Source organism: Virgibacillus sp. W0430 (assembly GCF_051846935.1).
In the GTDB taxonomy this organism is placed as follows: Bacteria; Bacillota; Bacilli; order Bacillales; family Amphibacillaceae; genus JBPYCR01.
Window position 1 is genome coordinate 46,552 of record NZ_JBPYCS010000003.1, and the last position, 24,622, is coordinate 71,173.

The window sequence follows — 24,622 nt, forward strand, 5'->3', positions numbered from 1 at the left end:
TCTAAGCCCTATGTAAAAATAATTAATGTTATTTAACAATATCCTTAAGGGCTTTACCCGCCTTAAAAGCAGGAACTTTGCTTGCAGGAATTTCAATTTCTTCTCCTGTTTGTGGATTGCGACCTTTACGTGCAGAACGGTCACGTACCTCAAAGTTACCAAAACCGATAATTTGAACTTTTTCACCTTTTTTAAGTGAATCCATGACCGAATCAAATACTGCATCTACTGCTTTGGCAGCATCTTTTTTGGAAAGTTCGCTTTTTTCAGCAACAGCGTTTACTAAATCAGTTTTATTCATGACATTCACCTCCTCCCAATGAAGTCGACCACATGGAACAAATGAAAACTGTTATTTCCATTTGTTCACCATTTTGTCTAGTTTTATACTCTAGTGTCATCATTTTCATTGATGATAAGGCTTATACTAACTGACTTTGCAATAAAATTCAACATTATTTACTGATTTTATCAAGATTTTTTCGTTTTTAGGACGATGTACTCAATTTCTACCAAAAAAGTAAAAGAACCCCGCAATACTGCAACGTACGATTACAAAACTTTTTGACTATTAACGGGTGGTAAAGGTAGATTTACTATGTTTTCTCCCTCGTTATAACCCTTTTATTTAGAAATGTAACAGCTTGACGAAAAATTACAAAGCAACGATTTCAAACTACGTAATTCCCATATAATTTAGAGGAGCAGTAACAAATAGCACTATTGAATGAAATGCGTCTGATTCCCTTTATCGTTCCACAGTATTGAATCATTTCTACTTATATTGATTAAAGATAAGCGTAGCTAAAGAATAAAATAAAAGAATACATTTATCGGGAAAAGAAGGAATGAAAATAAACAGCAGATATCCATGATGCACTTAGCAAAAGATGCGGACCCTTCTAAATAACAAAACTTAGAGAGAGCTTCCAATCTTCCGTACTAAGTGCGTTGAATATCTACTGTTACAAAACAAGTCGTATAAGGACTTCTAAAAAGAGTGAAGGTACTTTCAGAATGCCTTTTCATACACGTAACAATCCAAATCGACAGTTTAATTTAAATGGACGTATATTGCTACAAAATAATTGCTATTAATCCACCTGATCCTTCGTTAATAATTCGCTCAAGTGTGTCCTTTAATTTATACCTCGCATGTTCAGGCATCAGTGAGATTTTCGCTTGAATCCCTTCTCTTACGATGGAATTCAAAGATCTTCCAAAAATGTCCGAATCCCAAATTGATAATGGATTTTCTTCAAAATCTTGCATTAAATAGCGTACCAACTCTTCACTTTGTTTCTCTGTCCCAATAATTGGTGCAAATTCAGACTCAACTTCAACTTTTATCATATGAATAGAAGGAGCTACTGCCTTAAGTCGTACGCCGAAACGCGACCCTTGACGAATGATTTCTGGCTCATCCAACACCATATCCTCAATTGAAGGAGCAGCTATACCGTAGCCAGTTTGCTTTACCATTTGTAATGCACCTGAGATTTGATCGTACTCTCGCTTTGCATAGGCGAAATCTTGCATTAACTCTAACAAATGATCTTTCCCACGGATTTCCTCTCCGACGATTTCTTTTAATACTTCATCATACAAATGGTCTGGTGCATGCAAATCTATTTCTGCTAGTCCTTCTCCCATTTCCATTCCTGCTAAGTTTGCTTTATCAATATAATCGTATTCTGCAAACTCACCAATTATGTGATCAACATCACGCAGCCTTTTTATGTTTTTAACAGTTGAATGAATTGCTTCTTGATAGTTTTCTCGTAGCCAATGCTCTTCTTTCAAAACCATTACCCAGCTTGGTAAATTAACGTTCACTTCTAAAACCGGAAACTCATAAAGTGATTCTCGAAGCACGTTATAAACATCATGCTCCGTCATTGTTTCAATGCTCATTGACAGTACTGGTATATCATGTTTTTCTGCGAGCTCTTGACGTAATAATTCAGTTTCTTTACTCGTAGGTCTTACAGAGTTAATAATCATAATAAATGGTTTGCCAACTTCTTTTAATTCCTCTACCACTTTTGTTTCAGAATCTACATAATCGGAACGTTCAATTTCACCAAAGCTTCCATCGGTAGTTATAACAACTCCAATTGTAGAATGTTCTTGTATCACTTTACGAGTGCCTATCTCTGCTGCATCATGAAATGGAATTGGATCTTCGTACCAAGGCGTATGAATCATTCTTGGCCCATTTTCATCCTCAAATCCTTTTGCCCCGTTTACAGCATATCCGACACAGTCTACAAGCCTAATATTTACATCCAGACCTTCCTCTACATGTATGGACACCGCTTGATTTGGTACAAATTTTGGTTCTGTAGTCATAATTGTTTTACCGGCTGCGCTTTGCGGAAGCTCATCATGTGCTCGAACCCGTTCGCTCTCTTCCTCAATGTTTGGTAATACAACGAGCTCCATAAATTTTTTAATAAATGTTGATTTCCCTGTTCGGACTGCTCCAACCACACCTAAATAAATATCTCCATTCGTCCGTTTCGAAATATCTTTAAAAATATCAATTCTCTCCAAACGATCCCCTCCCAGTCTCATTACCATTACAAGTGAAAAACCTACGAATAATTGACATTACAAGTCTATGATGTTGTCCTATTAAAATATGACTTAATTATCATAATTGTATAAAATATTTTTCGGCAATCATTCACCTCATTTGCTCACTTAACATTTCTAAATAACGAGGCATGTCACATGTTTTCTATGTATAAAAAGCATGAAAAAAGCCTTGAAACAATATATGCTTCAAGGGGAGATTATATGATTTTTTATTTGTTTTCTAAAAACGTCGGTTCTCCATCCACTATCGTATATGGTAGTGAATATACTGGTACAAAAGGAGTGTTCTCAGCTAATAAATACCGAATGTCGTCCCCTTCCTTATAATTGGAGGAGAATTCATCTAGAGCCTTACGTAAATCAATTCGATAGTCGATATATATTTGACCGTCTGTGTCCATCACTATTGGTAGATTTTGTCTAGAATATGGGCTAACCGCATGTAATTCATGACTAAAACCGAGTTTATCAAAATCAATTGTAAATATCCCTTCCTCAACTTTACGACCATAAGGTGGATAAATGTTTTTTGAACGATAGATCTCCAATTTTACATTAATCTTTCTTATAACTTCTGTATTACGCAAATCAATTAGTTTAACCCGAGGATTCGATTCAGGTGTAATTAATGTATATTGATAAACACCACCATTTTCATACGCGTTTCCCGGAATTTCCGTAAGTATGTTACGATCCTTTAACATATTAAAATCAACGATATATTTTTCAAATATAGGTGTCTCGTTAGGCTTAGTCTTAATTGGTAATAAACCACCTGTTTCCGATCGAAATTGCTCGATAGCAGCTTGAACCATTTCTAATTGGTCTTCGTTTGGTGTTTGGTTTTTAGCTAGTTCATTATCTGGATATAAACATCCTGTCATTAAAATGGCGATAAGAATAATGAATAAAATTTTATATGTATATTTCATGATGAGATGTCTCCTCTCATTTTTTACGATGATGGCCCACTGAATACAATGAAAAATACGATAACGGCACCTATAATTAAACAAATATAAGCTAAAATAGCAACGACTCCTGCAATCCAACCGTTCAATTTCCTTCTGCTTATTTGGATAAACACGATTGCTAAAATAAGTAATGCGATCCCGACAAATGAAATGATTTCTTTTAATCCTGAGGCTGACATATCTTCACTCCTAACCACATGTTTGCAAAATGATTATAACATAGGAGATTATCTGTAAGCAGTTAATACCTATTGTTTATCTGTTTCGAATAGCATAAAAATTCCGAGATGAAGGGGCTGGCTTCACCTCGGCTTTGACTAAACAATTCCCACAGCAACTCTATCCATGAATGCTTGTGCGATTTATATTATGCGAGCATACAAACAAATGTATCCTCACTTGCCCATGGAAAAAATTTATTTGAAAAATTTACTCAATGACTGCATATCTGTCGGCAATTTGTTTTGAATGATCGTCTGGACAATTTTATCCTCTTTGTCTTTAGATATTCGTTTATTTGCCATCCTAGATAAATGTTGAACTAGATTCCTAACAGTCTTCTCATCTGAAAAATCGGCATTTTTGACGGAATTAGCAATCTTATAAATATCTGCTTGTTTAATATTACTATTTTGCTCAATTTTATCAAATGGGCCTTTACGGTTACTCACACAATCCCTCCTTGCTAATATGTCAACATATTATATGCAATAGAGGAGAATTCGTGTTATCGAACATCATGAATTTTCCATAACGAAGCCAAGTCGTCCATTTCCTCACGCTTATCACGATTCATTAATTGTTCGACAACTGCTTTTGGTGCTTTACTGTTAAATAAAATGTCATAAATACCGGTTGTTATTGGCATATCTACTTGCTGTTTTTTAGCAAATTCGTAAGCGGCTTTTGTAGTTCGAACACCTTCTACAACCATGCCCATTTCTTTTAATACTTCGTCTAATGGTTCACCCTTGCCAAGTAAGTGACCAGCACGCCAATTTCTACTATGTACACTTGTAGACGTAACTATTAAATCACCAACCCCTGACAAGCCAAGGAATGAAAGTGGATTCGCCCCAAGGGATGTTCCTAATCTGGCTATTTCGGCTAGTCCTCTAGTAATTAAAGCTGCTTTTGCATTATCTCCAAACCCTAGACCATCCGACATTCCTGCTCCTAATGCAATTATGTTTTTCAATGCACCACCTAATTCAATCCCAATAACATCTGTACTCGTATAAACACGGAAAAACTCATTAATGAAAACATCTTGTGCAAACGTCGCTTTTTCTATATTAACTGCAGATACAGTAACTGTTGTAGGATGGCGCATCGCCACTTCTTCTGCGTGGCTTGGTCCAGATAGCACGACAATATCTTCATAAGCATACGCGGGAATCTCTTCATGAATCATCTGTGAAATCCTTTTTAACGTTCCTGGTTCGATCCCTTTTGTAGCATGTATTATTGTAGCTTCGGGATGTATATGTTCAGCTAATTTCGAGCAAACTTCTCTAATTGCACTTGAAGGTACAACAATAACGATTGCTGCAACGTCTTTTACTGCTTCCTTTAAATTAGAATAAGCTATTATCTGCTTTGGAATAGATTCTTTTAAATACTGTTCATTTTTATGCGTACGATTAATTTCATTCGCTTGTTCTTCTCGATGTGTCCACAATCGAACATCATGACCATTATCAGCTAAAACAATGCTTAAAGCAGTGCCCCAGCTGCCTGCGCCTAAGACAGCAACTTTTGTCATTGTATGTTCCCCCTTAATTTCTTTTACGAGCAACTATTTTAATCGGCGTTCCGCTAAAGCCAAACGCTTCTCTTATTCTATTTTCCAAAAACCTTTTATACGAAAAATGCATTAACTCGGGATCATTCACAAATACAGCAAATACTGGTGGCTTTACTGCAACTTGTGTCGTATACAAAATTTTAAGACGGCGCCCTTTTATCGTAGGTGTTGGATTCATCGCAAGTGCATCCATAATGACATCATTTAACACGTTTGTTGCAATTCGTCTAGCATGATTTTCGCTCGCTAAGCGTATTGCTGGCAAAAGCGTATGTAATCTTTTTTTTGTTTTTGCTGATAAGAAAATGATTGGCGCGTAATCCAAAAACAAGAAGTGTGCCCGGATTTTTTCTTCGAAGTTTTTCATCGTTTGTTCATCGGTATTAATCGTATCCCATTTATTAACAACGATAACTACTGCACGTCCTGCTTCATGTGCATAGCCAGCAATTTTTTTATCTTGCTCTCTGATTCCCGTCTCAGCATCTAAAAGAACGAGAACAACATCCGAGCGATCAATGGCCTTTAATGCGCGTAATACACTATATTTCTCGGTAGCTTCGTATACTTTTCCTTTTTTACGCATACCAGCAGTATCAATAATAACAAAATCTTGATTATCTAACTGAACGTATGTGTCAATTGCATCTCTCGTTGTACCTTCGATAGAGCTTACAATGACCCGCTCTTCATTTAATATTGCGTTTACTAACGATGATTTTCCGACATTTGGACGCCCGATTAAAGAGAAATGAATAATATGCTCTTCATCATCTTGCTCATCGGTCACTGGAAAACGTCCGACTACTTCGTCCAATAAATCACCCAAGCCGAGGCCATGCGATCCTGAGATCGGAAAAGGCTCGCCAAAACCAAGTGCATAAAACTCATATAATTGTTCACGCATTTCTGGATTATCTATTTTATTTACAGCTAATACAATCGGTTTATTAGATTTGTACAACAGCTTAGCTACTTCTTCATCAGCTGCTGTTATCCCCTCTCTCCCATTAACAATAAAGATAATTACATCTGCTTCATCAATTGCGATTTCAGCTTGATGTCTCATCTTTACTAATAACGGTTCATCTGTTATTTCAATCCCACCTGTATCAATAAGGTTAAATGTAGATGCAAGCCATTCTGCTTGCGCATATATTCGATCTCTTGTTACTCCTGGAACATCTTCAACGATTGATATTCTCTCACCGACCAATCGATTAAAGATCGTTGACTTGCCAACGTTTGGTCTACCTACAATTGCTACAGTTGCTTTCCTCATGAAAGGTTCACCCTTACTTTTCTATTAACTTCAATTAAGTTTAGCAAAATCTGGTCTATTTCACAACGATTGAATCGTTTTTGATTGAGTCAAGTATTTGTGGTTGTTAGTTTAAGAAGTTAAAAAACCTCTCTTTGTATTCGTTAATTTGAGTATTGATTCCTACCGACCGCAGTAGATATACACTACGCTTTCCGTGGAGGCTGAAGCCGTGCCCGCGGAAAGCATCCACCTGCAGTGAAAATCAACGGTGTTATTCATGTGTATATCGTTCGAAGTAAAATTGATCACATATTACCTAGTTAGATTCGTGCATCTGTTCCCCCACAAACATTTTACTCATACATCGTTTTTAGATTGTGTATCGTATTTAAAGATAGTATCTTTTAAAAGAAGCAACAGTAATTTTACTGATTTAATCACTCTAAGTAAATAGACGATTTTCATGTTTATCCATTTCTGACTATTCATTAAAGTCTTGCACATTCCCATTGTAATCCTAGTTTCCGATTCCGTTCATACCTATATTTTTAATTCGCGGTATGTAATACGTTGGAAGCAAAAACAGTACCATCACCGCAGCTTGATCTAAAAACTGTAAATGACCTATTTCACTTTGCAATGAATAACTAGACAACATAAAAGAATAGAAGATTTCACCAAAGCTAATACCTAGTAAGCCAATTAATAGTCGATGGATAAATTGTTCGCTCATCATTGTTAGTAATAAGCATAATACAATCGAAATTAATAATTCTCTAGGCAATATAAACCATATCGGCGTTATCTTTTCCCATATTAAAATTGCAGTATACCCGATAGTAACTGTGAAGGAAGCAAATAACGCATAGTACATTTGAGTAAGCTGGGTATAAAGTAAAGCACTTCCTGCTAATAAAATGAGAAGTGCAGCCGATACGGTACTTACACCAATAGGTACATAAATTGTGGAACCAATTATAACAAGTAATATCCAACCTGAAACAACCGTTCGCAATAGTGACTTTTTTATAAAAAAAGTTGTGATAATCCAAAATATCCAGCTGAGCCAATAAAAGAGCATCCCTGATTCCAAAGCTACCACCTACCATTAGCATTATAACTAGTATCTGTTGTTTTTAAACGACCCCTTCCACTTTTTATCATTCAAGTTATTGAAAATGCTCTTTTGCCATTTCAAAAGGAGTCTATTGATTAACACTTCGTCCTGCCAGTAGTTGCTTTAATACGATCCTGAAATGAATGTAGCCGAGCGCAATTTTGGCGATTTAGTTCTGTATATATATTGTAAAACTAAAAAAAGTCCCAATCATCGAAACGTGATGATCGGAACCACTTTCACATAATATTCAACTGATTAACATAAAGGTCAACGAGTTATTATTTATATTTGTTTAGCTTATCACCAATAATGTCGCTTAGTTGAAAGCTAGATTGATCGTCTTCTTTTGTATACTGCTTGTATTGTTCTTCTTCTTGTTCCTGCTCCAATTCACGGATGCTTAACGATATTCTTTTTTCACTTTCATTTACATCTAACACTTTAACTTGTACTTTTTGGCCTTCTTCTAAAACTTCATGCGGCGTACCGATATGACGATTCGCAATCTGGGAGATGTGTACAAGACCTTCTACACCTTGCTCTATTTCAACAAAAGCACCAAAGTTTACAAGTCTTCTTACCGTTCCTTCCACAGTATCACCTCTTGAAATTCGATCCTCAATACCGGACCAAGGGCCTGGAAGTGTGTTTTTTCGAGATAAGGAAATGCGCTCATTATCTCTATCAACAGATAAAACTTCTACTTTTATGACATCACCCTCTGCTACCACATCAGCAGCATTTTCTACATGCTCATGTGCTAATTGAGATATATGAACCAATCCATCAACGCCACCAATATCCACAAAAGCCCCAAAGCTTGTCAAGCGCTGTACAGTTCCTTCTAGCACTTGACCTGCTTCAATCGACTGAAGCAAATTCTGTTTTTTCGCTTCTTCTTCCGCTTCTGTAATCGCTCGATGAGATAAAATTACGCGATTTTGCTCTTTATCTAAATCAACTATTTTTACTTGTAATGTTTTATTAAGATAATCTGAAAAGTCATCTACAAAATACGTTTCAACAAGTGACGCAGGAATAAAGCCGCGAAGACCAACGTCTACTACGAGCCCGCCTTTAACTATTTCTTTTACTTCTGTTTCGAACGTTGCATTATTTTTATATTTCTCTTCCAAATTCGCCCAAGCAGCATCTGCCTCAACAGCTTTTTTAGAAAGAATGATATCTTCATCATCTACTTTTTTTACTTTTAATGTTAATTCTTCGTCTTCTTTAACAACGTCGGACGGGTGCTCAATATGCAAGTTAGACAACTCGCTAATAGGTATAATGCCTTCCGCCTTTTGACCGATATCGACTAAAACTTGTTTCTCTTCTAGCTTGACTACTTTTCCCTTTAACGTATCTCCAACGTTTACTGCACTGAAATCGTTCGTATTTGATTCGCTCATGACCTATTGCCTCCTAAACCTATTAGAAAATGAAAAATACATCTGTGTGTGTTTTAATTCTGTTTTAAAATAGGAACAATTATATTCCAGTATAACACACTTCTTCTTAATAACTTCTACTATTTAATTTTATTTGTCAAGTAAAATAAATATGAATTACAAGATAACGATCTTATTTATAAAAGACAGCCACTTTATGATATACCCGTTAGCAAAAGCAATTAACCTTTAATTTTTTTATCTATTTCATTAACCATTTTTTCTGCCACTTGTTCGATAGATAAAAATGTTGTGTTAATCTCTAGTGCATCGTCTGCTTTAATTAAAGGTGCTATCGTACGCTTCGAATCCATTTCATCCCGTTTTTCAATATCTGACTTTAACTCCTCTAAGTTGGAAGTAAAACCTTTACTAAGGTTTTCTTCATGTCTTCGTTTTGCACGTTCATCTACAGATGCGATGAGAAAAAATTTAACATCAGCATTTGGCAATACGTAAGTACCGATATCTCTACCATCCATAACTACTGAACAACGTTTTGAAAAAGCGCGTTGCCTTGATACCATTTCTTCGCGTACGTTGTGAGATTGTGCTACGATCGAAACGTTTTTAGACACTATATCTGAACGAATAGCAAACGTAACATCCTCCCCATCCAACCATACACTTTGACCGTCTTCTTCCGCATGTAAATCGATTGTTGTTTCTTTAAGTAATTCAGTTAGTTTTTGTTCATCATCAAGCTGAATATTTTCATTTAATGCTTTTAACGTAAATGCACGGTACATTGCACCAGTATCTATATAGACGAACGATAATTGTTTAGCAACGAGTTTTGCTACGGTACTCTTTCCTGCAGCAGCAGGGCCATCAATTGCAATTGCTATTTTTTCATTTTGTTGTTTATCCATATTCTCATCTCCTTGTATCGTATATTTAGGCATTAATCTTAAACGTTTTGACCATCAAACCTGCAGGCTGTACACCTTGATATTCGACCCTAGATGTTAGTAGCTCCAAGGCGCCTTCGATACAAGGATTGTACGCATAAACGAGGCTGCTGATCAGCGTTCACATTTGTTCACTTATCATCGCAGATCTTGCATCTGATCCTACGTATGTATCTTAAATACATATAAACTTAAAAAACTTGGCATCAGCCAAGTTTTTGTTTGTTTTCTACGTATAAATCATACCATAATTCTTTAAAAAATACGCTATAATCAATCATAAATAGTGTAACGCATTTGCTAGTACATATTTTTTTAGATGAAGTGCCTTTTTTTCCGCTTGCAAGTTGGTAACAATGACCACTCGTACAACACATGTCTTTTTGGCACAATACCAAAACGCACCCGAACGCACGAAGGAATGTTTTCCCACACCTACTTACATATACGGACGGACTTATATCAATTCTTTTTTCCGAGCCTCTCTCTGCTTTTCAAAGCAATAAAATATTATGTGCTGCCGCTCCTTTTGCGTAATAGAAGTGAATTTCAAAGCGGCGAGATGAATATTTTCTTCCGTTTTCACGTTTATTACGATTGCTTCTATATTCAAATATATAAATTTTCCTGATTGGAGTCGAAACGTAATCCATAGCTCTAATTTTTGATCGATTTTCAGCTTCGACTGCTGCGGAACTACTATGGATAATCCACCACCGCTAATGTCTCTTGTCACGGTAGTAAATGGGTCGATATTTTTATTTGGACAATGAATCGCTACATCAACGGACGTTTCAATACGAACATACTGCCTGCGCTGTATACGTTTAAGATTTTCTCGTTGAGGAGAAGGTATTTTGTACCCATGTACTCTAAGCGTTATTCGCTCCTCTATTGTTGAATAAAATTGGTAAACGGCTTGGTCATTACCGACGAACGTAATCGACACGCGATCACCTTTAGTAAGATAGACTGTTTTTTGTGTATGAATATGTACTGGTAGATCGATAAATAAATACCGCTCATTACAATCGATAACTCTAGACCGACATCTTACTGGTGACCTTAATTTAGAATGATTTATTTCTACTGTAAGAACAGTGCCGACTTTCATCGTATCCCCCCACCAACAACCAAGTAATAGGACCTATTTCTGTATATGCAACTAATCCTATATACCCATTATTACAGATGCCTTATTAAAAGAAAAGACTTTTTTAAAAGATTCCTTCTGCACCTGATAACTTTTCTACTTTTTCCTCCGTTCCATCTAATGCATTAATAAATATACGGTACGTTTCATCATTCATAACACCTAAAAATTCATACGTTAATACTTCTTCTCCAAGTTCATTATCAATGATCGACATATGTTCTTCTTTTATATTAACTTGATTATTAACCTTTTCTCTCGCATCACTTGCACTAAGCTTTGGTTCAGGTATATTTCGATCCGTATGATTCATGTAATAGTTTCTAGCAGTTAACCCTAAAATATCACCACTATCTAAAGCCACTTTCACTTCAATGGCATCTGAATAGATTCGTACATCCTTATCTTTATAAAGAAATGAATAGACACCAACACCATCAAACTCTGTGCTTTGATAAATGTGCATATTTTCAAACTCAAATTTGTTTAAAAATTTCTTTGCTGTTTGCAAGCCTTCATTTAATCCGAGCTTTTTCGTTTGCAATGGACGCTCTACTAAAATTGTTAGTGGATGCCCCCCTTGCTGCGTCATATCCATGTAAGCATTTTTCTTCTCATCTTGATAAGAAATGCTGTAAGTTGCTACATCAGCGCCTTTTCCACTTTTAGCAATATGCAAGTTTTCGACATTATTTATTTGAAATAATTGTTTACTCTTAGTCAATGCTTCTTTTTCACTAATATTTTCTCCTGTTACATTTCTATATTTATGTTCTTTCGTCGTTGCCCCAAGCAATCCAAAATCTGTACTCCCTTCAGCAAACCCTTCCACCTTTTTTTCAACCGTTTTAAATCCGTCTATAATAGTGTTGTCTGCTTGTTCATCTTCTGTTGCTAACGCAAGCTGTACATCCATCCATCTTAAATTATCTTTCAAAACGACGTGTTGAACTTGTCGTAATTCATCTTTTATATCACCTGCTTGTTTATAAAGCTCTTTTAAAGTGGCTAATTCTTGATCTGTTAACGGATCATCATTTAAATTTCGAACCGCGGTTCGGTACGTAAAATCTCCAATATCCGACAGAAACTCTTCCGTTTTATTAAAAGGGAGTAATGTTAATGGCAATTGACCTACGTTTGAAAGAGCTTCCGAAGTTATCCGCCAAATGTCTACAAATTGTGGGGATAGTCGATCGTCTGAATTCATCGCAAGCGACGCCCCAATTTTATCGTGAAGTAAATCCATATGATACGTTAATTCATGAAATGAACGTTGATAAGCGTTTTCTGCTTGTATTAGTATTGCGTTTTTTTCTTGATGCTCTTGATAACCCCAATATCCTAAACCTACTACACCTATTGAAAGAACACCGATGATGATTCCTCGAATCATTTTTCCACACCTTTCTATTTACTTACAAAATATATGTTTCCCAATTTGTTTAATTTGTGGACGTGTCCATATCCATCCTGATGTCGCTGTATCTGGATTAAAATAATACAATGCGTTCCCTGTAGGGTCCCATCCGTTAATCGCATCCAATACTGCACGCTTTGCACTTTCATTCGGTGTAAGCCAAATTTGGCCATCAGCTACTGCAGTAAATGCCCGTGGTTCAAAAATTACTCCAGATGCTGTATTAGGAAAAGTAGGACTCTCCACACGGTTTAAGATTACTGCAGCGACAGCAACTTGACCTACATACGGTTCGCCTCTTGATTCACCATAAACAGCGTTAGCCATTAATTGAATATCGTTTTGAGAATAGCCTTTCGGTACGTTTACAGCTGTTGGTTTTGGTTTTTCTGATTCGTTCTTTGTACTTGTATCTGTTTTTTCTTTATTATTTTGTTGTTCTGTTGATTGTTTCGTCCCACCGTAATGCGTAAATTTTTTGCCAGCATTTATTTGTTGCTTTACGTAACTTTCATTATATTTTGTTGCATCTACTAACTTTTGTTTTGTTGTTGCTCCAGCCATCCCATCAATTTCGAGGCCGAATTCATACTGAAAATTACGTAGTGCCCAATATGTACCCCAACCGAAAACGCCATCTATTTTACCGTTATAGTAACCGATGTATTGCAGCCTCGCTTGTAATTCAATTACGTCATCACCAACTGCCCCTTGCTGTATTACTTGTGGACTAAATGCCTCTGCTTGCTGAATCGAAAGGCTTGGGACGTATCCAAATAAGACTAGAAAAAATCCAATTATGAAAAGGAACAGCTTTTTCCGCTTCATTTCATTTCCTCCTACAGTAATTATTGATTGTCCGTCTATTTTTTGTGAAAATGGCCATTTTATTCATAAAACAAAAAACCCTTTCCGTGTACATACAGAAAGGGTGAAGATTTTTGGCATCCGGAAAATATTGTAGATGGAGAAATTTTCTAACATTTCCGCTCATGGAATACGCGCTTTCTGCGGACGAATGGTAAGCCTCCTCGTGCCACGTACTGCAGCGTCTCACCGATTACGTTCTTCTTGCTGGAGTCTCGCATCTTCCATTCGCTCATGTAGTAGATCCTTCCTAATTTTCCACACATACATCCGAAAACCCAAAAATTTATTCCATAATAATTGCCAGCTTATAGTGATACTAAATATTGGTTAATATTGGTAAATGGGTGCAAAGGTGGAGCAGCCTACTTATACGCTATCGCTTCTGCTATTTTTCCTCCATGAAAGCGACCATTCTCAATAAATGTTTCATTACCGTCAAAACCAGATATGATGACACCTGCTACATATATCCCTTGCACATTTGTTTCATGTGTCGATGGGTTGAATACTGGTTTGCCTGAATTTCTTTCTACTTCAATTCCTATTTTTTTCATAAACTCTATGTTTGGCTTATAACCTGTCATTGCAAATACAAAATCATTCTTGATCGACTTTATCTTGCCATTTACTTTATAATTTACATAATCTGCTGTTATTTCAGTAACTTGTGCATTAAACTCCATTTTTATAGATTCTTTTCTTACTAAAGAATCGAAATCTGGTAAAATCCAAGGTTTAATACTTTTTGAATAGGTATCCCCTCGATATAAAACGGTTATGTTTGCTCCTGCTTTATAAAGAGCGATAGACGTATCGACAGCAGAGTTTTTCCCGCCGATTACGACTACGTCTTTGTTAAAGTAAGGGTGGGATTCTTTAAAGTAATGCATTACCTTTCGTAACTTTTCACCAGGAACATTTAATAAATTTGGCTGATCGTAATACCCCGTGGCAACAACAACATTTTTCGCGACGTATGTTTTAGTTTGTCCCATGTTATTCTTTGTAATTATAAGAAAATTTTCCTTTTCCTTTGTCACATTTACAACCTTCTCAAAGGTTTTTAAACGTAGCTTTTCTCTTTGAGCCACTTCACGATAGTAGGCTAAAGCCTGGCTCCTTACTGGTTTTAAATTATCTGTAATAAACGGAATCGAGCCTATTTCTAATTTTCTACTCGTACTAAAAAAGGTTTGATGTGTCGGGAAATTGTAAATCGTATTTACAATCCCCTCTTTTTCAATAATAAGTGGAAAAACGTTACGCTTCTGCAATTCAATAGCGCAGGATAAACCACAAGGGCCTCCACCGATTATAATTGTATGCTCTATTTTCAATCGTACACCCTTCTCTCTTTATTTACTCCACTTTCAATATTGCTCATCGGATAATCAAAGCTGCAAAAATTGTATAATTGTTCATTATCTATATACGACTCGAACACACTAGTTATGGAACAACCCATACTTTAAAATAAGTTAAAAAAACTCCTATTCTAATGATAGGAGTTTTTTTAACTGGGTATTCGGAAAATAGTGGATAGGGAGAAATATTATACCATTACCGATCACGTAATATACGCGCTTTCTGTAGGCAAGTGGTGAGCCTCCTCGTTCTATGCACTGTAGGGTCTCACCGATCTTTTTTCTCCCACTGGCATCTCGCACCTGTCATTCGCTCGCGAATGACACCATTGCAAGCTGTCCACAAGCTAATTCGAAAACCCTTTAAAAATTAAATATATATTAAACCCAGCCACGGTAACGTGAAGCTTCTGCCATTTTTCTTACTCCAACCATATATGCTGCAAGACGCATATCAATTCCGCGCGTTTCTGCTGTATTATAAATGGCGTTAAAAGCTTTTATCATTACTTTATATAGCTTTTCTTCAATTTCTTCCTCAGGCCAATAATATCCTTGATTGTTTTGTACCCACTCAAAATAAGATACCGTAACGCCACCAGCAGAGGCCAGCACATCTGGAACTAACAATATGCCTCTTTCCGTCAGTATTTTCGTAGCCTCCATTGTCGTAGGCCCGTTAGCAGCTTCTACAACGATGTTCGCTTTAATATTATGTGCATTTTCTTCGGTAATTTGGTTTTGAACTGCTGCAGGTACTAAAATGTCACAATCCAGCTCAAGCAGCTCTTGATTCGTAATTGTATTGTTAAATAGCTTTGTTACTGTGCCAAAGCTGTCTCTGCGATCAAGCAAGTAATCAATATCAAGACCATTTGGGTCATGAAGAGCACCATAAGCATCGGATATTCCAATAACCTTAGCACCAGCTTCATGTAAAAACTTTGCTAAAAAGCTCCCGGCATTTCCGAATCCTTGGACAACAACTTTTGCTCCTTCTATTGTAAAACCACGTTTTTTCGCAGCCTCTTCAATACAAATAGTGACTCCTTTTGCCGTTGCAGATTCTCTTCCATGTGAACCGCCTAGCACGATTGGTTTACCAGTAATAAAGCCAGGGTTGTTGAATTCGTCAATACGGCTATACTCATCCATCATCCAAGCCATTATTTGCGAATTTGTAAATACATCGGGGGCAGGTATATCTTTCGTTGGCCCAACAATTTGACTAATCGCCCGAACATACCCACGACTCAATCCTTCCAATTCACGAAAAGACATTTCTCGCGGATCACAAACGATGCCGCCTTTTCCACCACCATATGGTAAGTCAACAATACCTGCTTTTAAACTCATCCAGATCGCTAGTGCATTAACTTCTTTCTCCGTTACATCCGGATGAAAACGGACGCCGCCTTTAGTAGGGCCTACTGCATCATTATGTTGAGCACGATAACCTGTAAAGACTTTAATTGAACCATCATCCATTCTTACGGGTATACGTACAGTTAACATACGGAGGGAATCTTTAAGAAGCTCATATACCTCGTTTGGATACCCTAATCTTTCTAAAGCGTCTTTAACTACTGCACGTGTCGATGTAAGTACGTCCATTTTTTTTGTTTTTTCATGGGAAGAATCTGCTGCTTTATCGGCTACCATAAATTTACCTCCTAGATTGTCAAAAAAATATTTTATAATAGCTCTACTCAGTGATTAGTATACACCTTCAATATAAATAATCAATCATCTGAATTGAAATTTTGTACAATAATAAGTATAGTACCCTTTCATTATATCGAAAGTTGTACGAAAGCTTCAATCATTTCTTCATATGTTAGCCCATCAACTTTTGCTGCATCAGGAAATAAACTTGTTGGCGTCATACCCGGAAGCGTATTCACTTCTAAAATATATGGAATATTTTCTTTTGTTAAAATAAAATCTGCTCGTGAATATGTTTCACACCCTAACAATTGGTGCGCTTGAACAGCGTATCGCTTAATTTGTTGAGTAAGTTGCTCATTAATTCGAGCTGGTATAATATGTTCACTACCGCCTTCTGTATATTTTGCTTCATAATCATATAGATCGTTTTTCGGAACGATTTCAATAATCGGCAATGCTCTTTCATTTCCGATCGAACCGATTACGGGTACAGTTATCTCTTTCCCGTCTAAAAAGTCTTCAACGAGAATTTTATCATCACTTGCCGTAGCATTTAAGATCGCATCTGAAATTTGTTCTACATTTTTAACAATCGTTAAACCGAGCGTAGAGCCTTCTCGATTTGGCTTAATAACAAACGGCGGTGTAAAGGAGTGTTTTATATTTTCTGCTACGTCTGCAATTTTTGTTGATTCGTTTACTGTATAAACACAACTATTTGCAACAGGTATTTTGTTTAAAGAAAACACTTCTTTTGCTTTTGCTTTATCCATCGCAAGAGCCGAGGCTAGAACACCAGAACCTACATATGGAATATTCATCAAATCCAATAGCCCTTGAATTGTGCCATCCTCACCAAACTTTCCATGTAAACCAATAAACACTAGATCGACATCTAAATGAATAATCTCTTCTAATTTATTTGGATGAAAATCGATCGGAACAACTTCGTGGCCATTTTTCTTTAAGGCCTGAATAATCCCTTTACCAGACGACAAAGATACTTCTCTTTCTTTAGAAATTCCCCCATACAAAACTGCAATTTTCAACCTATACACTCCCTATGGATTCAAAGTTACCTAATCACAAATGATTACTTAAATAGTATCATTTTTAGAGATGACATACTATCTTTTTTTAGAGAAGCTTTAATGAAAATAATTCATAATTTGATCAATCGCTTTACTTGACATAACTTCTTTTCCATATTCTTTCAATCGATAGGAAGTAATAATGCTCGGTGTGGAGTATTCAGACATTATCGCTATAATGTTCTCTTTATTGTGGTCAATACATCTGTGGTCTAATAGCATGTAATAATGATCATTGTACGAATATATTTGCCCATCATGTATATCTAAAGTATATAACAGTGCACATACTTGAATTATATTTTCAAAGTCATTGAAACAAAAAATCAATTCCTTACTTTCATCCAATAACACTTCCATTTCAATAAAGTCGTCATCATAGTCAAGTGGATCGGCTTTTTGTGTAACGATAATATGCATTCCTTGTGCTTGCATCAAATATACATGTACAAGCAACAAACCTTCTAATTCAAAGCCAAGCTCAGTGCTTGCTTCATACATCATATCACTAAATAATTCCTTTACATGTGTTGCATCATGCCATAAATCTTCGCGTGTAAAGCCGCGCTCGACCAAATCTTCAAACGTTAAAAATATCGTAAATTGATCGTCTGATACCCGCTCAATTCGCATGCCGCATCCTCCTAAATAATGTACTTACGTGCGTAATTTTTTACGTACGTAACGGATCTCTAGCCAATTTTTTTAATCAATTGGTTTCTGTACAATAAAAATTACACACAAATAATTAATTTGCTTTTTTCTCTTACTGCATTATATGATCGTTAAGTTGTTTTTGAACTTGTATTGTTCAATTCTCTTTTTATCTTAAGCACATGACATTCTGCTCTCGTTTGCAAGCGAAGTGGTAAAAGTGAATATCCATATCCTTCACTAATCAATACATTCGTATTCCGCTGCTTTTCTATGCCTCCTCTTGAATAGAAACCAAGCCTTCCAAGTCGTATTTGTCCACCATGTGTATGACCAGCAAGTACGATATTAAACATTTCTTGATACGCATAAGGAAGTTCATAAAAAGAGCGCGGGGTATGAGTAAGTAATACGCGAAAAGCTGTTATTTGATCATCCCAATGAACAGAAGAAACGTGCTCATTAGAAGGGTTGTAATCAAACCCATATAAATACAGAGAAGATGAAGCTTTATCCAATCGAATAAATGTGTTTTTTAACACGATTACGCCTTCATTTTGTAATAAGCTTTCAAATTCACCCGGAAGTACTTCGTAGTCATTATTACCCATAACGAAAAAAATAGGTGTTTTCCATTTTTTTAATTTATTAATATTGCTTTTTGTTCGCCGAAAAGGAACGCCTCGCTCTGTTAAGTCGCCTCCGATTAAGACGAAGTCAATTTGATTACTTATTTTATCTAATGTTCCCTGTTTAATCGTCCTTCGATGTATATCTGCTATAAACAGAATCGTTATTCCATCGAAATCTATTGGTACATCTTTATCGTAAATTGTTAAAAAATCAACTTCATCATCATGCGCTTTACAATACATATAAACGAGCAATAGAACCAAAAACAGAACAAAAACAATCACAAATTCAATCAACAAGCAAACCCTCCTAACTGAAACTATATTTCATTCTATGAACGTGCAGAGCAAACGGCTCAATATAATATTTTTAATGATTGAGCAATATACAGACGTTCAAATGCTAACACGTTCAAAAGGCTTGAATAATTACTTTGGAGAAACTTGCTGTTGTGGAATGATGTAGTATACAAGTGAGCGAAAGTGCAAGAACAATCCTTTAATAAAAAATACGGTAATATACGCTTTATTGCAAAACAAAGGAATCAAACCTTTTAAATTTAATTATGAAGGAAACACAATGAATATTAGCCATTCATTAATGTACATATAATATGCAACAGTTAAAATCGTTACTAATAGGAAAACGACACTAGTAATTCGTATTAATGGCATTTTAACTTTAATACGTGCTCGTTTGCTCTGATTACTATGCACTTCTTTTCTTGGAGGTAAGTTCAATACATCTATGTAAGTTGCTGTACGATCTTCATTATTTTCAGCAAACGGCTCAGAATTATCGATTTCATTGATCTCCGAACTGTTAATTTCCTCAAATAATTGCTGCAACTTAGCTGCTTGATGGTCTTCTTTATTACTCATAATTATATCCCTCACTTTTGGGTTCGTATAACCATCCCTAATAAAAAGTCTACAATAAAATGGATGGTAATCGTAACGACTAAGTTTTCAGTAAGTACAAACAAATACCCGATGTAGAAGCTTGCAAGTAATACAGATACAAACAGGACCGGTTTCTTCAAATAACGAACATGTATAAGGGCAAATGTTATACTTGCAACAAAATAACCAAATGTAGTCTGAATAAGCCCTCGAAAAACGACTTCTTCTGCAATAGCAACAATAAGTGCAATGACAATCACTTCGATTACCGTTCGGTTTTTGAATATTCTTTCGTTGATTCCTCCATCATCATACAGTCTTTTAGGAACGTAAAAAACAATGATTAAATTTAAAGTAACAATTAATACACTAGGAAAAATGCCATAATAGGTAATTTCATAAAAGTCAAAACGAAAGTACGTTAACCAATCGCTAAAATTTGAAAACAGAAAAAGACTTGATACGATACCTATACAAAAAAGTATGATTTGTGACACCACTAGCTGTGTCAATAATTGCCTATCCGATAAATGTTTAATTATTTCAGCTTGCTTCATTAGCTACTCCAACAAAAATATTTTTTGTAATTCGTCTTGCCATGTGCTTGATTTTTCTTGACAAGTCATTCGTTCCGTCGGTTTCCATTCAGCTAGCGAAAAACCACAATTCATACAACAGGATACAGTAGGTTGCTTATACCCATCTTGAAAGCTATTGTATAAATTTTTTCGCAGACAATCTTGCTTATGAATCCATGCAACCATATCTTTTAATTTTTGCTGTTTCAATACTAATCTATTATCTTTCAATTCAATGACGCGCTTTTGAGCTACTTCCCATTTGTTTCTATCATATACTATTTTATTATTAACAATCATACCACGCATCTCTAATTGATAGTGTAAAAACCGCCATTGAATGTCATTTAATTTAAAATCAGATTCTGGATTCATCGACAGTGCTTGATCTTTTAAGTAAAATTCATATAATTTTCCCCATACATATTTAATTTCTCCATTTGAAGGTAACTCTTTATTAATTAAGTTTTTATGTATATACACATCGTTTTCTGCATAAAACAATATGCTAGCACTATTTTTCCCATCACGTCCGGCCCGACCCGTCTCTTGAATAAAGGATTCCAGTTGCGGTGGTAAATGATAGTGTATAACGAAACGAATATTGCTCTTGTTTATGCCCATACCAAAAGCACTCGTGCAACAAACAATATCTAATTGATCGTTCATAAATTGTTGCTGAACCATTAGTCGATCTGTATTTTCCATCCCACCATGATAAAAAGTAATACGTAATGAAGTTAATCGGGTACAAAGAAGTTTCGCCACTTGCTCCGCTTCCGATCTACTAGAGAAATAAATAAGTGTAGGAGTGGTATATTGTTGTAAAAGTCTTATAAGTATATTTATTTTCTCTTCGTTATTTGCTACTTTTTCAATGATAAATGCAATATTTTCTTTATCCATCGGGTATATATGGTTCTTCATATTCGGTCTTTTTAAAACCAGTTTAATGTCCTGTTGTATTTGCTCTGTTGCAGTAGCACTTAATGCGAGGATTGGCGGCTTATTCAACTCGACAATAATAGATTCCAGCTTTAAATAGTCAGGCCTAAATTCAAAACCCCATTGTGATATACAATGCGCTTCATCGATGACAAATAAATTCACTTTAATTTTCTTTAATGCATCTATAACTTCATTTTGCTGTAACAATTCCGGAGATACATAAATTAATTGATACATATGCAACTGTTTGTATAAGCGTTTCCTTTTGCTATAAGGAATAAAGCTATTTAATGCAAGTACTTCTTTAAATTGTGTAGCTTTTAATTGCTTGACCTGATCGATCATTAAGGATATAAGTGGTGAAACAACTAGCGTTGAACCATCTAACAGTCTTGCAGGGAGTTGATAGCATAACGATTTACCAGACCCGGTAGGTAAGATACCTAAAACATCCTCACCTTTTAATACGTCTTTAATTATCTCCTTTTGACCTTTTTGAAAGGAAGTATAATTAAAATATTTGTTCAAGCTTTCCTCTAAAGATTCGGCATGCTTCATATATCTACCCTCCCTCTTATACAATGTTTATCCAATATTCTCATCTATTGTTGCTGTTTTCTATTTAAACGAGTGTATCCATGAAAACAACAGGATGTTAAGCCTAATGCTTTGCATTTCAAGAGGCGTTTTTCGCGGGCAAAGCATAGCGGATCCTTACTCGAAAAAAAACACTCGCTGTGGGTCACAAGATGGAAGCCGCAAGAGTCTAGTGGCTTGCGCTTTAAGAAGGCTTGTACCTTGATAGCTGCTTAATTATTGTTGTTCAGTTGACATATCCCCACTAGTCTTTAAGTGGGTAATTACTGCTAAAACGAGACGAATTTGAAAGTATGATATGTCTTTTTGGACATACTGCTTCACTGTTTTTAATTTAAATGAATTACATTTGTTTACTGCAGAAATGATCTCTTTTTGTTGTTGCTCATTAACATATGGTGTAATTGAAAAATGCTTCCGATGAACAGCGATTTCTACTATATGATCGTATATTGTGTTGATTGTTAAATTGCGCAAACGTGCGATTTCATTCGGCTTATAATGATTTTTTAAATATTTGTACGTTTCTCTTGCTGATCGTGTTAATTTTTCTTTTGGTTTTAGATCGTTTAAAATTGAAATTAGGATAGGGTAATTCGTATCATTTTCAGAAATTGTACGCAGTATGCGATGAATTGTACGTTCTAGGAGTAAATATGTATGTTGAACAGACGTTGCGTTTTTTAGTGCAATTTGTTCTAAGCTCTTGCCATAGTGTTTGTAACCTGTTAATCGCTGTACAAATATGGTCGCCTCATCGTTTGAAAGTCGCGATAAAGCGTGCAGCAGCTCAGAGTACAAGCTATTAATAAAAGCATTTATATTCCCTTTTACGTCTTTAAAATATATTTTTGACCACTGTTCTACGGCTTGGTTATCTACGATAGGGATATACGAATTATTGTTCATTCTATAATTCATTACTACTTGAATTAATAAAAGTAGACGTTCTATAAATGGAAGGCTTATTTGCTCGTATATCGTACCATTAAAATATGTAAGCTTTGTTTCTTCACAATTATCCTTTAACCAATTCAAGCCTTCATTCGATAGGAGATATATAATCGTATCTTCAAATTTTCGATGTAACAAGCCTTGTTCGTACATTTCCTTTAACGATTGTTCGTATATTTGTTTAGACAGCGGTTTATATATTCCATAAAAAGATTGTAATTGATACAAATGAATATCTTGAATCGTTTGAATGGATCGTTTCCCTTTTAAAATATAGTAAACTGCGTTTGATGATCTTTCTCCTTGAAGGCGGGAAATACAAGTAAGTATGACACTTTTAAATAGCATGTGATTCCCTCCGTTTATCGTCCTATAGCTAAGTTAAGGATGCAAGTTACGTACGAAATATTTTTTTAATAAAAGGGATAAAATGGGGTGTAGGATAACCATGAAGATTGCATTGCCAATTGCATGGCTTGTGTCAAAGGGTAAGCCAAGTACATAGTATGGCCAGAACCTTCCTGCAATTTGATATGTGGCTAGTGATATGATAAAGCCGTATAAATAACCACAAAAGCTAGCGTAAATAATTAATAAAATTAATGGAGGATTTTTATAGAAGCTTCCTAACAACCCACTAATAAATCCAATTATTCCCCACGCTACAGCTTGCCAAATTGACCATATTCCCATTCCTAAAAGCATATTGGATAAAAACGTTGTTGTAATTGCCAATAAAATAGCAGAAACGGGTCCTAGAAAGAACCCGCATAGTATTATTAATGTTGTTACAGGTTGAACATTAGGAACAAGAGCGAAAAAATAACGTCCGGCAACGGATAGAGAAGCAAGTATTGCCAACAATGTAATCCAATAAGTATTAATTAATTTTTTATTCCCACGCTTGTAAATCAAACGTAACTTTATCTCCTGCAGATAATTCATATTCTGCCGCACCTACCATTGCCATTTCATCATTAACAAAATACATCCAAGCTTTTTCTTCTCCCTCATCTGGGCCTATCCCTTGAATAGAAGTAATAAATCCGCCTTTCTCTTCCACGGAAAAATTATCCTTCATAACATCCATTAAGATTGCCCCTTCTTCAATCGGGATTTCTTTTTCTTCTAGGACTTGGTCTCCTTTATCCTTGGACAATGTTACCTCAATTATTTCTTCCTCAACAGATTCAGTTTGTGTAGTATTGGAATCCCCTGTAGAAGGATCCGTATTGTTTGTACTACCATCCAATGCACAAGCACCAAGCATTCCAACTGTTAAAATTAATACAATAATACGTACGAACCAATGTTTCATTTTTATCCTCCTGACATTTTAAGTGTGCAGCGAGGATATCGCGTAAAGATATTAGATTGTTAAAAATCCACTTAAGTCACCGTCATCGAGCAAACTCAATTATAAGACTTCTGAGAAATATCTTGTTTCTACCGCTCAACCCTCGAAGCATGAAACAGTTAAATTTGGCAGGTCTACTGACTTTTGAATATCCTACTTTAAGTCCCTTCCCATATGATTATCATACAGTGGTTTATACTTATTTCGATTCAATTACAGTTGCGAGGACAGCTCCGAAATTTCATCGGATTCCCTTTTAAGACGAAGTTCATCGTCACCAAATTTAATTGAACATTTTTTAATCT

24 protein-coding genes and 1 riboswitch are annotated in these 24,622 nt (G+C 35.7%); all 24 genes read right to left on the minus strand.

Annotated elements, in window-relative coordinates; translation table 11 throughout:
* Nucleotides 1-28: 28 nt before the first annotated feature.
* The 24 genes from ACLIBH_RS02410 to ACLIBH_RS02525 all read right to left on the minus strand — a co-directional run bounded on the left by ACLIBH_RS02410 (nt 29) and on the right by ACLIBH_RS02525 (nt 24,278).
* On the minus strand, nt 29-301 hold the full coding sequence (locus tag ACLIBH_RS02410) for an HU family DNA-binding protein (protein ID WP_439315087.1): 273 nt from the start codon (nt 299-301) through the stop codon (nt 29-31).
* 776 nt (nt 302-1,077) lie between these two features.
* A complete protein-coding gene (gene spoIVA, locus ACLIBH_RS02415) occupies nt 1,078-2,556 on the minus strand; it encodes a stage IV sporulation protein A (RefSeq protein WP_439315088.1) in 1,479 nt (492 codons plus the stop codon).
* A gap of 254 nt (nt 2,557-2,810) precedes the next feature.
* Nucleotides 2,811-3,533: a hypothetical protein gene (locus ACLIBH_RS02420; RefSeq protein WP_439315089.1), complete on the minus strand. Its 723-nt coding sequence runs from the start codon at nt 3,531-3,533 to the stop codon at nt 2,811-2,813.
* A gap of 23 nt (nt 3,534-3,556) precedes the next feature.
* Nucleotides 3,557-3,754, minus strand: a complete 198-nt coding sequence (locus tag ACLIBH_RS02425; RefSeq protein WP_439315090.1) for a DUF2768 domain-containing protein — start codon at nt 3,752-3,754, stop codon at nt 3,557-3,559.
* Between the two features lie 237 nt (nt 3,755-3,991).
* Nucleotides 3,992-4,246 (minus strand): stage VI sporulation protein F, encoded by a 255-nt coding sequence (locus ACLIBH_RS02430; RefSeq protein WP_439315091.1) that lies wholly within the window; start codon nt 4,244-4,246, stop codon nt 3,992-3,994.
* A 56-nt stretch (nt 4,247-4,302) separates the two neighbouring features.
* Nucleotides 4,303-5,340: an NAD(P)H-dependent glycerol-3-phosphate dehydrogenase gene (locus tag ACLIBH_RS02435; protein ID WP_439315092.1), complete on the minus strand. Its 1,038-nt coding sequence runs from the start codon at nt 5,338-5,340 to the stop codon at nt 4,303-4,305.
* Between the two features lie 13 nt (nt 5,341-5,353).
* Nucleotides 5,354-6,664: a ribosome biogenesis GTPase Der gene (der, locus tag ACLIBH_RS02440; RefSeq protein WP_439315093.1), complete on the minus strand. Its 1,311-nt coding sequence runs from the start codon at nt 6,662-6,664 to the stop codon at nt 5,354-5,356.
* A 499-nt stretch (nt 6,665-7,163) separates the two neighbouring features.
* Nucleotides 7,164-7,739 carry a YphA family membrane protein gene (locus ACLIBH_RS02445; protein ID WP_439315094.1) on the minus strand — a complete coding sequence of 192 codons (576 nt, stop codon included), beginning with the start codon at nt 7,737-7,739 and terminating at the stop codon, nt 7,164-7,166.
* Between the two features lie 305 nt (nt 7,740-8,044).
* Complete coding sequence (gene rpsA, locus ACLIBH_RS02450; RefSeq protein WP_439315095.1) at nt 8,045-9,178, minus strand: 30S ribosomal protein S1; 1,134 nt, start codon at nt 9,176-9,178, stop codon at nt 8,045-8,047.
* A 221-nt stretch (nt 9,179-9,399) separates the two neighbouring features.
* Nucleotides 9,400-10,089 (minus strand): (d)CMP kinase, encoded by a 690-nt coding sequence (gene cmk, locus ACLIBH_RS02455; protein WP_439315096.1) that lies wholly within the window; start codon nt 10,087-10,089, stop codon nt 9,400-9,402.
* Between the two features lie 496 nt (nt 10,090-10,585).
* A complete protein-coding gene (locus ACLIBH_RS02460; RefSeq protein WP_439315097.1) occupies nt 10,586-11,242 on the minus strand; it encodes a flagellar brake protein in 657 nt (218 codons plus the stop codon).
* 103 nt (nt 11,243-11,345) lie between these two features.
* Nucleotides 11,346-12,677, minus strand: a complete 1,332-nt coding sequence (gene ypeB, locus ACLIBH_RS02465; RefSeq protein ID WP_439315098.1) for a germination protein YpeB — start codon at nt 12,675-12,677, stop codon at nt 11,346-11,348.
* Between the two features lie 18 nt (nt 12,678-12,695).
* Nucleotides 12,696-13,529, minus strand: coding sequence for a spore cortex-lytic enzyme (sleB, locus tag ACLIBH_RS02470; protein WP_439315099.1), 834 nt, complete (start codon nt 13,527-13,529; stop codon nt 12,696-12,698).
* 404 nt (nt 13,530-13,933) lie between these two features.
* The gene (locus ACLIBH_RS02475) at nt 13,934-14,908 is read right to left on the minus strand and encodes a YpdA family putative bacillithiol disulfide reductase (protein ID WP_439315100.1); all 975 of its coding nucleotides are present in this window, start codon (nt 14,906-14,908) and stop codon (nt 13,934-13,936) included.
* 408 nt (nt 14,909-15,316) lie between these two features.
* Nucleotides 15,317-16,549, minus strand: a complete 1,233-nt coding sequence (locus ACLIBH_RS02480) for a Glu/Leu/Phe/Val family dehydrogenase (RefSeq protein ID WP_439315226.1) — start codon at nt 16,547-16,549, stop codon at nt 15,317-15,319.
* Nucleotides 16,550-16,728: 179 nt separating this feature from the next.
* Complete coding sequence (locus tag ACLIBH_RS02485) at nt 16,729-17,652, minus strand: D-alanine--D-alanine ligase family protein (protein ID WP_439315101.1); 924 nt, start codon at nt 17,650-17,652, stop codon at nt 16,729-16,731.
* Between the two features lie 99 nt (nt 17,653-17,751).
* A complete protein-coding gene (locus ACLIBH_RS02490) occupies nt 17,752-18,327 on the minus strand; it encodes a genetic competence negative regulator (protein ID WP_439315102.1) in 576 nt (191 codons plus the stop codon).
* Between the two features lie 152 nt (nt 18,328-18,479).
* On the minus strand, nt 18,480-19,277 hold the full coding sequence (locus ACLIBH_RS02495; RefSeq protein WP_439315103.1) for a metallophosphoesterase: 798 nt from the start codon (nt 19,275-19,277) through the stop codon (nt 18,480-18,482).
* Nucleotides 19,278-19,544: 267 nt separating this feature from the next.
* Complete coding sequence (locus tag ACLIBH_RS02500; RefSeq protein ID WP_439315104.1) at nt 19,545-19,862, minus strand: hypothetical protein; 318 nt, start codon at nt 19,860-19,862, stop codon at nt 19,545-19,547.
* Between the two features lie 11 nt (nt 19,863-19,873).
* Nucleotides 19,874-20,440 (minus strand): lysostaphin resistance A-like protein, encoded by a 567-nt coding sequence (locus ACLIBH_RS02505; protein ID WP_439315105.1) that lies wholly within the window; start codon nt 20,438-20,440, stop codon nt 19,874-19,876.
* Nucleotides 20,441-20,443: 3 nt separating this feature from the next.
* Complete coding sequence (locus ACLIBH_RS02510) at nt 20,444-21,967, minus strand: RecQ family ATP-dependent DNA helicase (protein WP_439315106.1); 1,524 nt, start codon at nt 21,965-21,967, stop codon at nt 20,444-20,446.
* A gap of 255 nt (nt 21,968-22,222) precedes the next feature.
* Nucleotides 22,223-23,308 (minus strand): helix-turn-helix domain-containing protein, encoded by a 1,086-nt coding sequence (locus ACLIBH_RS02515; RefSeq protein ID WP_439315107.1) that lies wholly within the window; start codon nt 23,306-23,308, stop codon nt 22,223-22,225.
* 33 nt (nt 23,309-23,341) lie between these two features.
* Nucleotides 23,342-23,875 carry an ECF transporter S component gene (locus ACLIBH_RS02520; protein WP_439315108.1) on the minus strand — a complete coding sequence of 178 codons (534 nt, stop codon included), beginning with the start codon at nt 23,873-23,875 and terminating at the stop codon, nt 23,342-23,344.
* Nucleotides 23,853-24,278 carry a DUF4430 domain-containing protein gene (locus tag ACLIBH_RS02525; protein ID WP_439315109.1) on the minus strand — a complete coding sequence of 142 codons (426 nt, stop codon included), beginning with the start codon at nt 24,276-24,278 and terminating at the stop codon, nt 23,853-23,855. The genes ACLIBH_RS02520 and ACLIBH_RS02525 overlap by 23 nt, the downstream gene beginning before the upstream one ends.
* 149 nt (nt 24,279-24,427) lie before the next feature.
* Nucleotides 24,428-24,614, minus strand: a riboswitch (cobalamin riboswitch).
* Nucleotides 24,615-24,622: the final 8 nt, after the last annotated feature.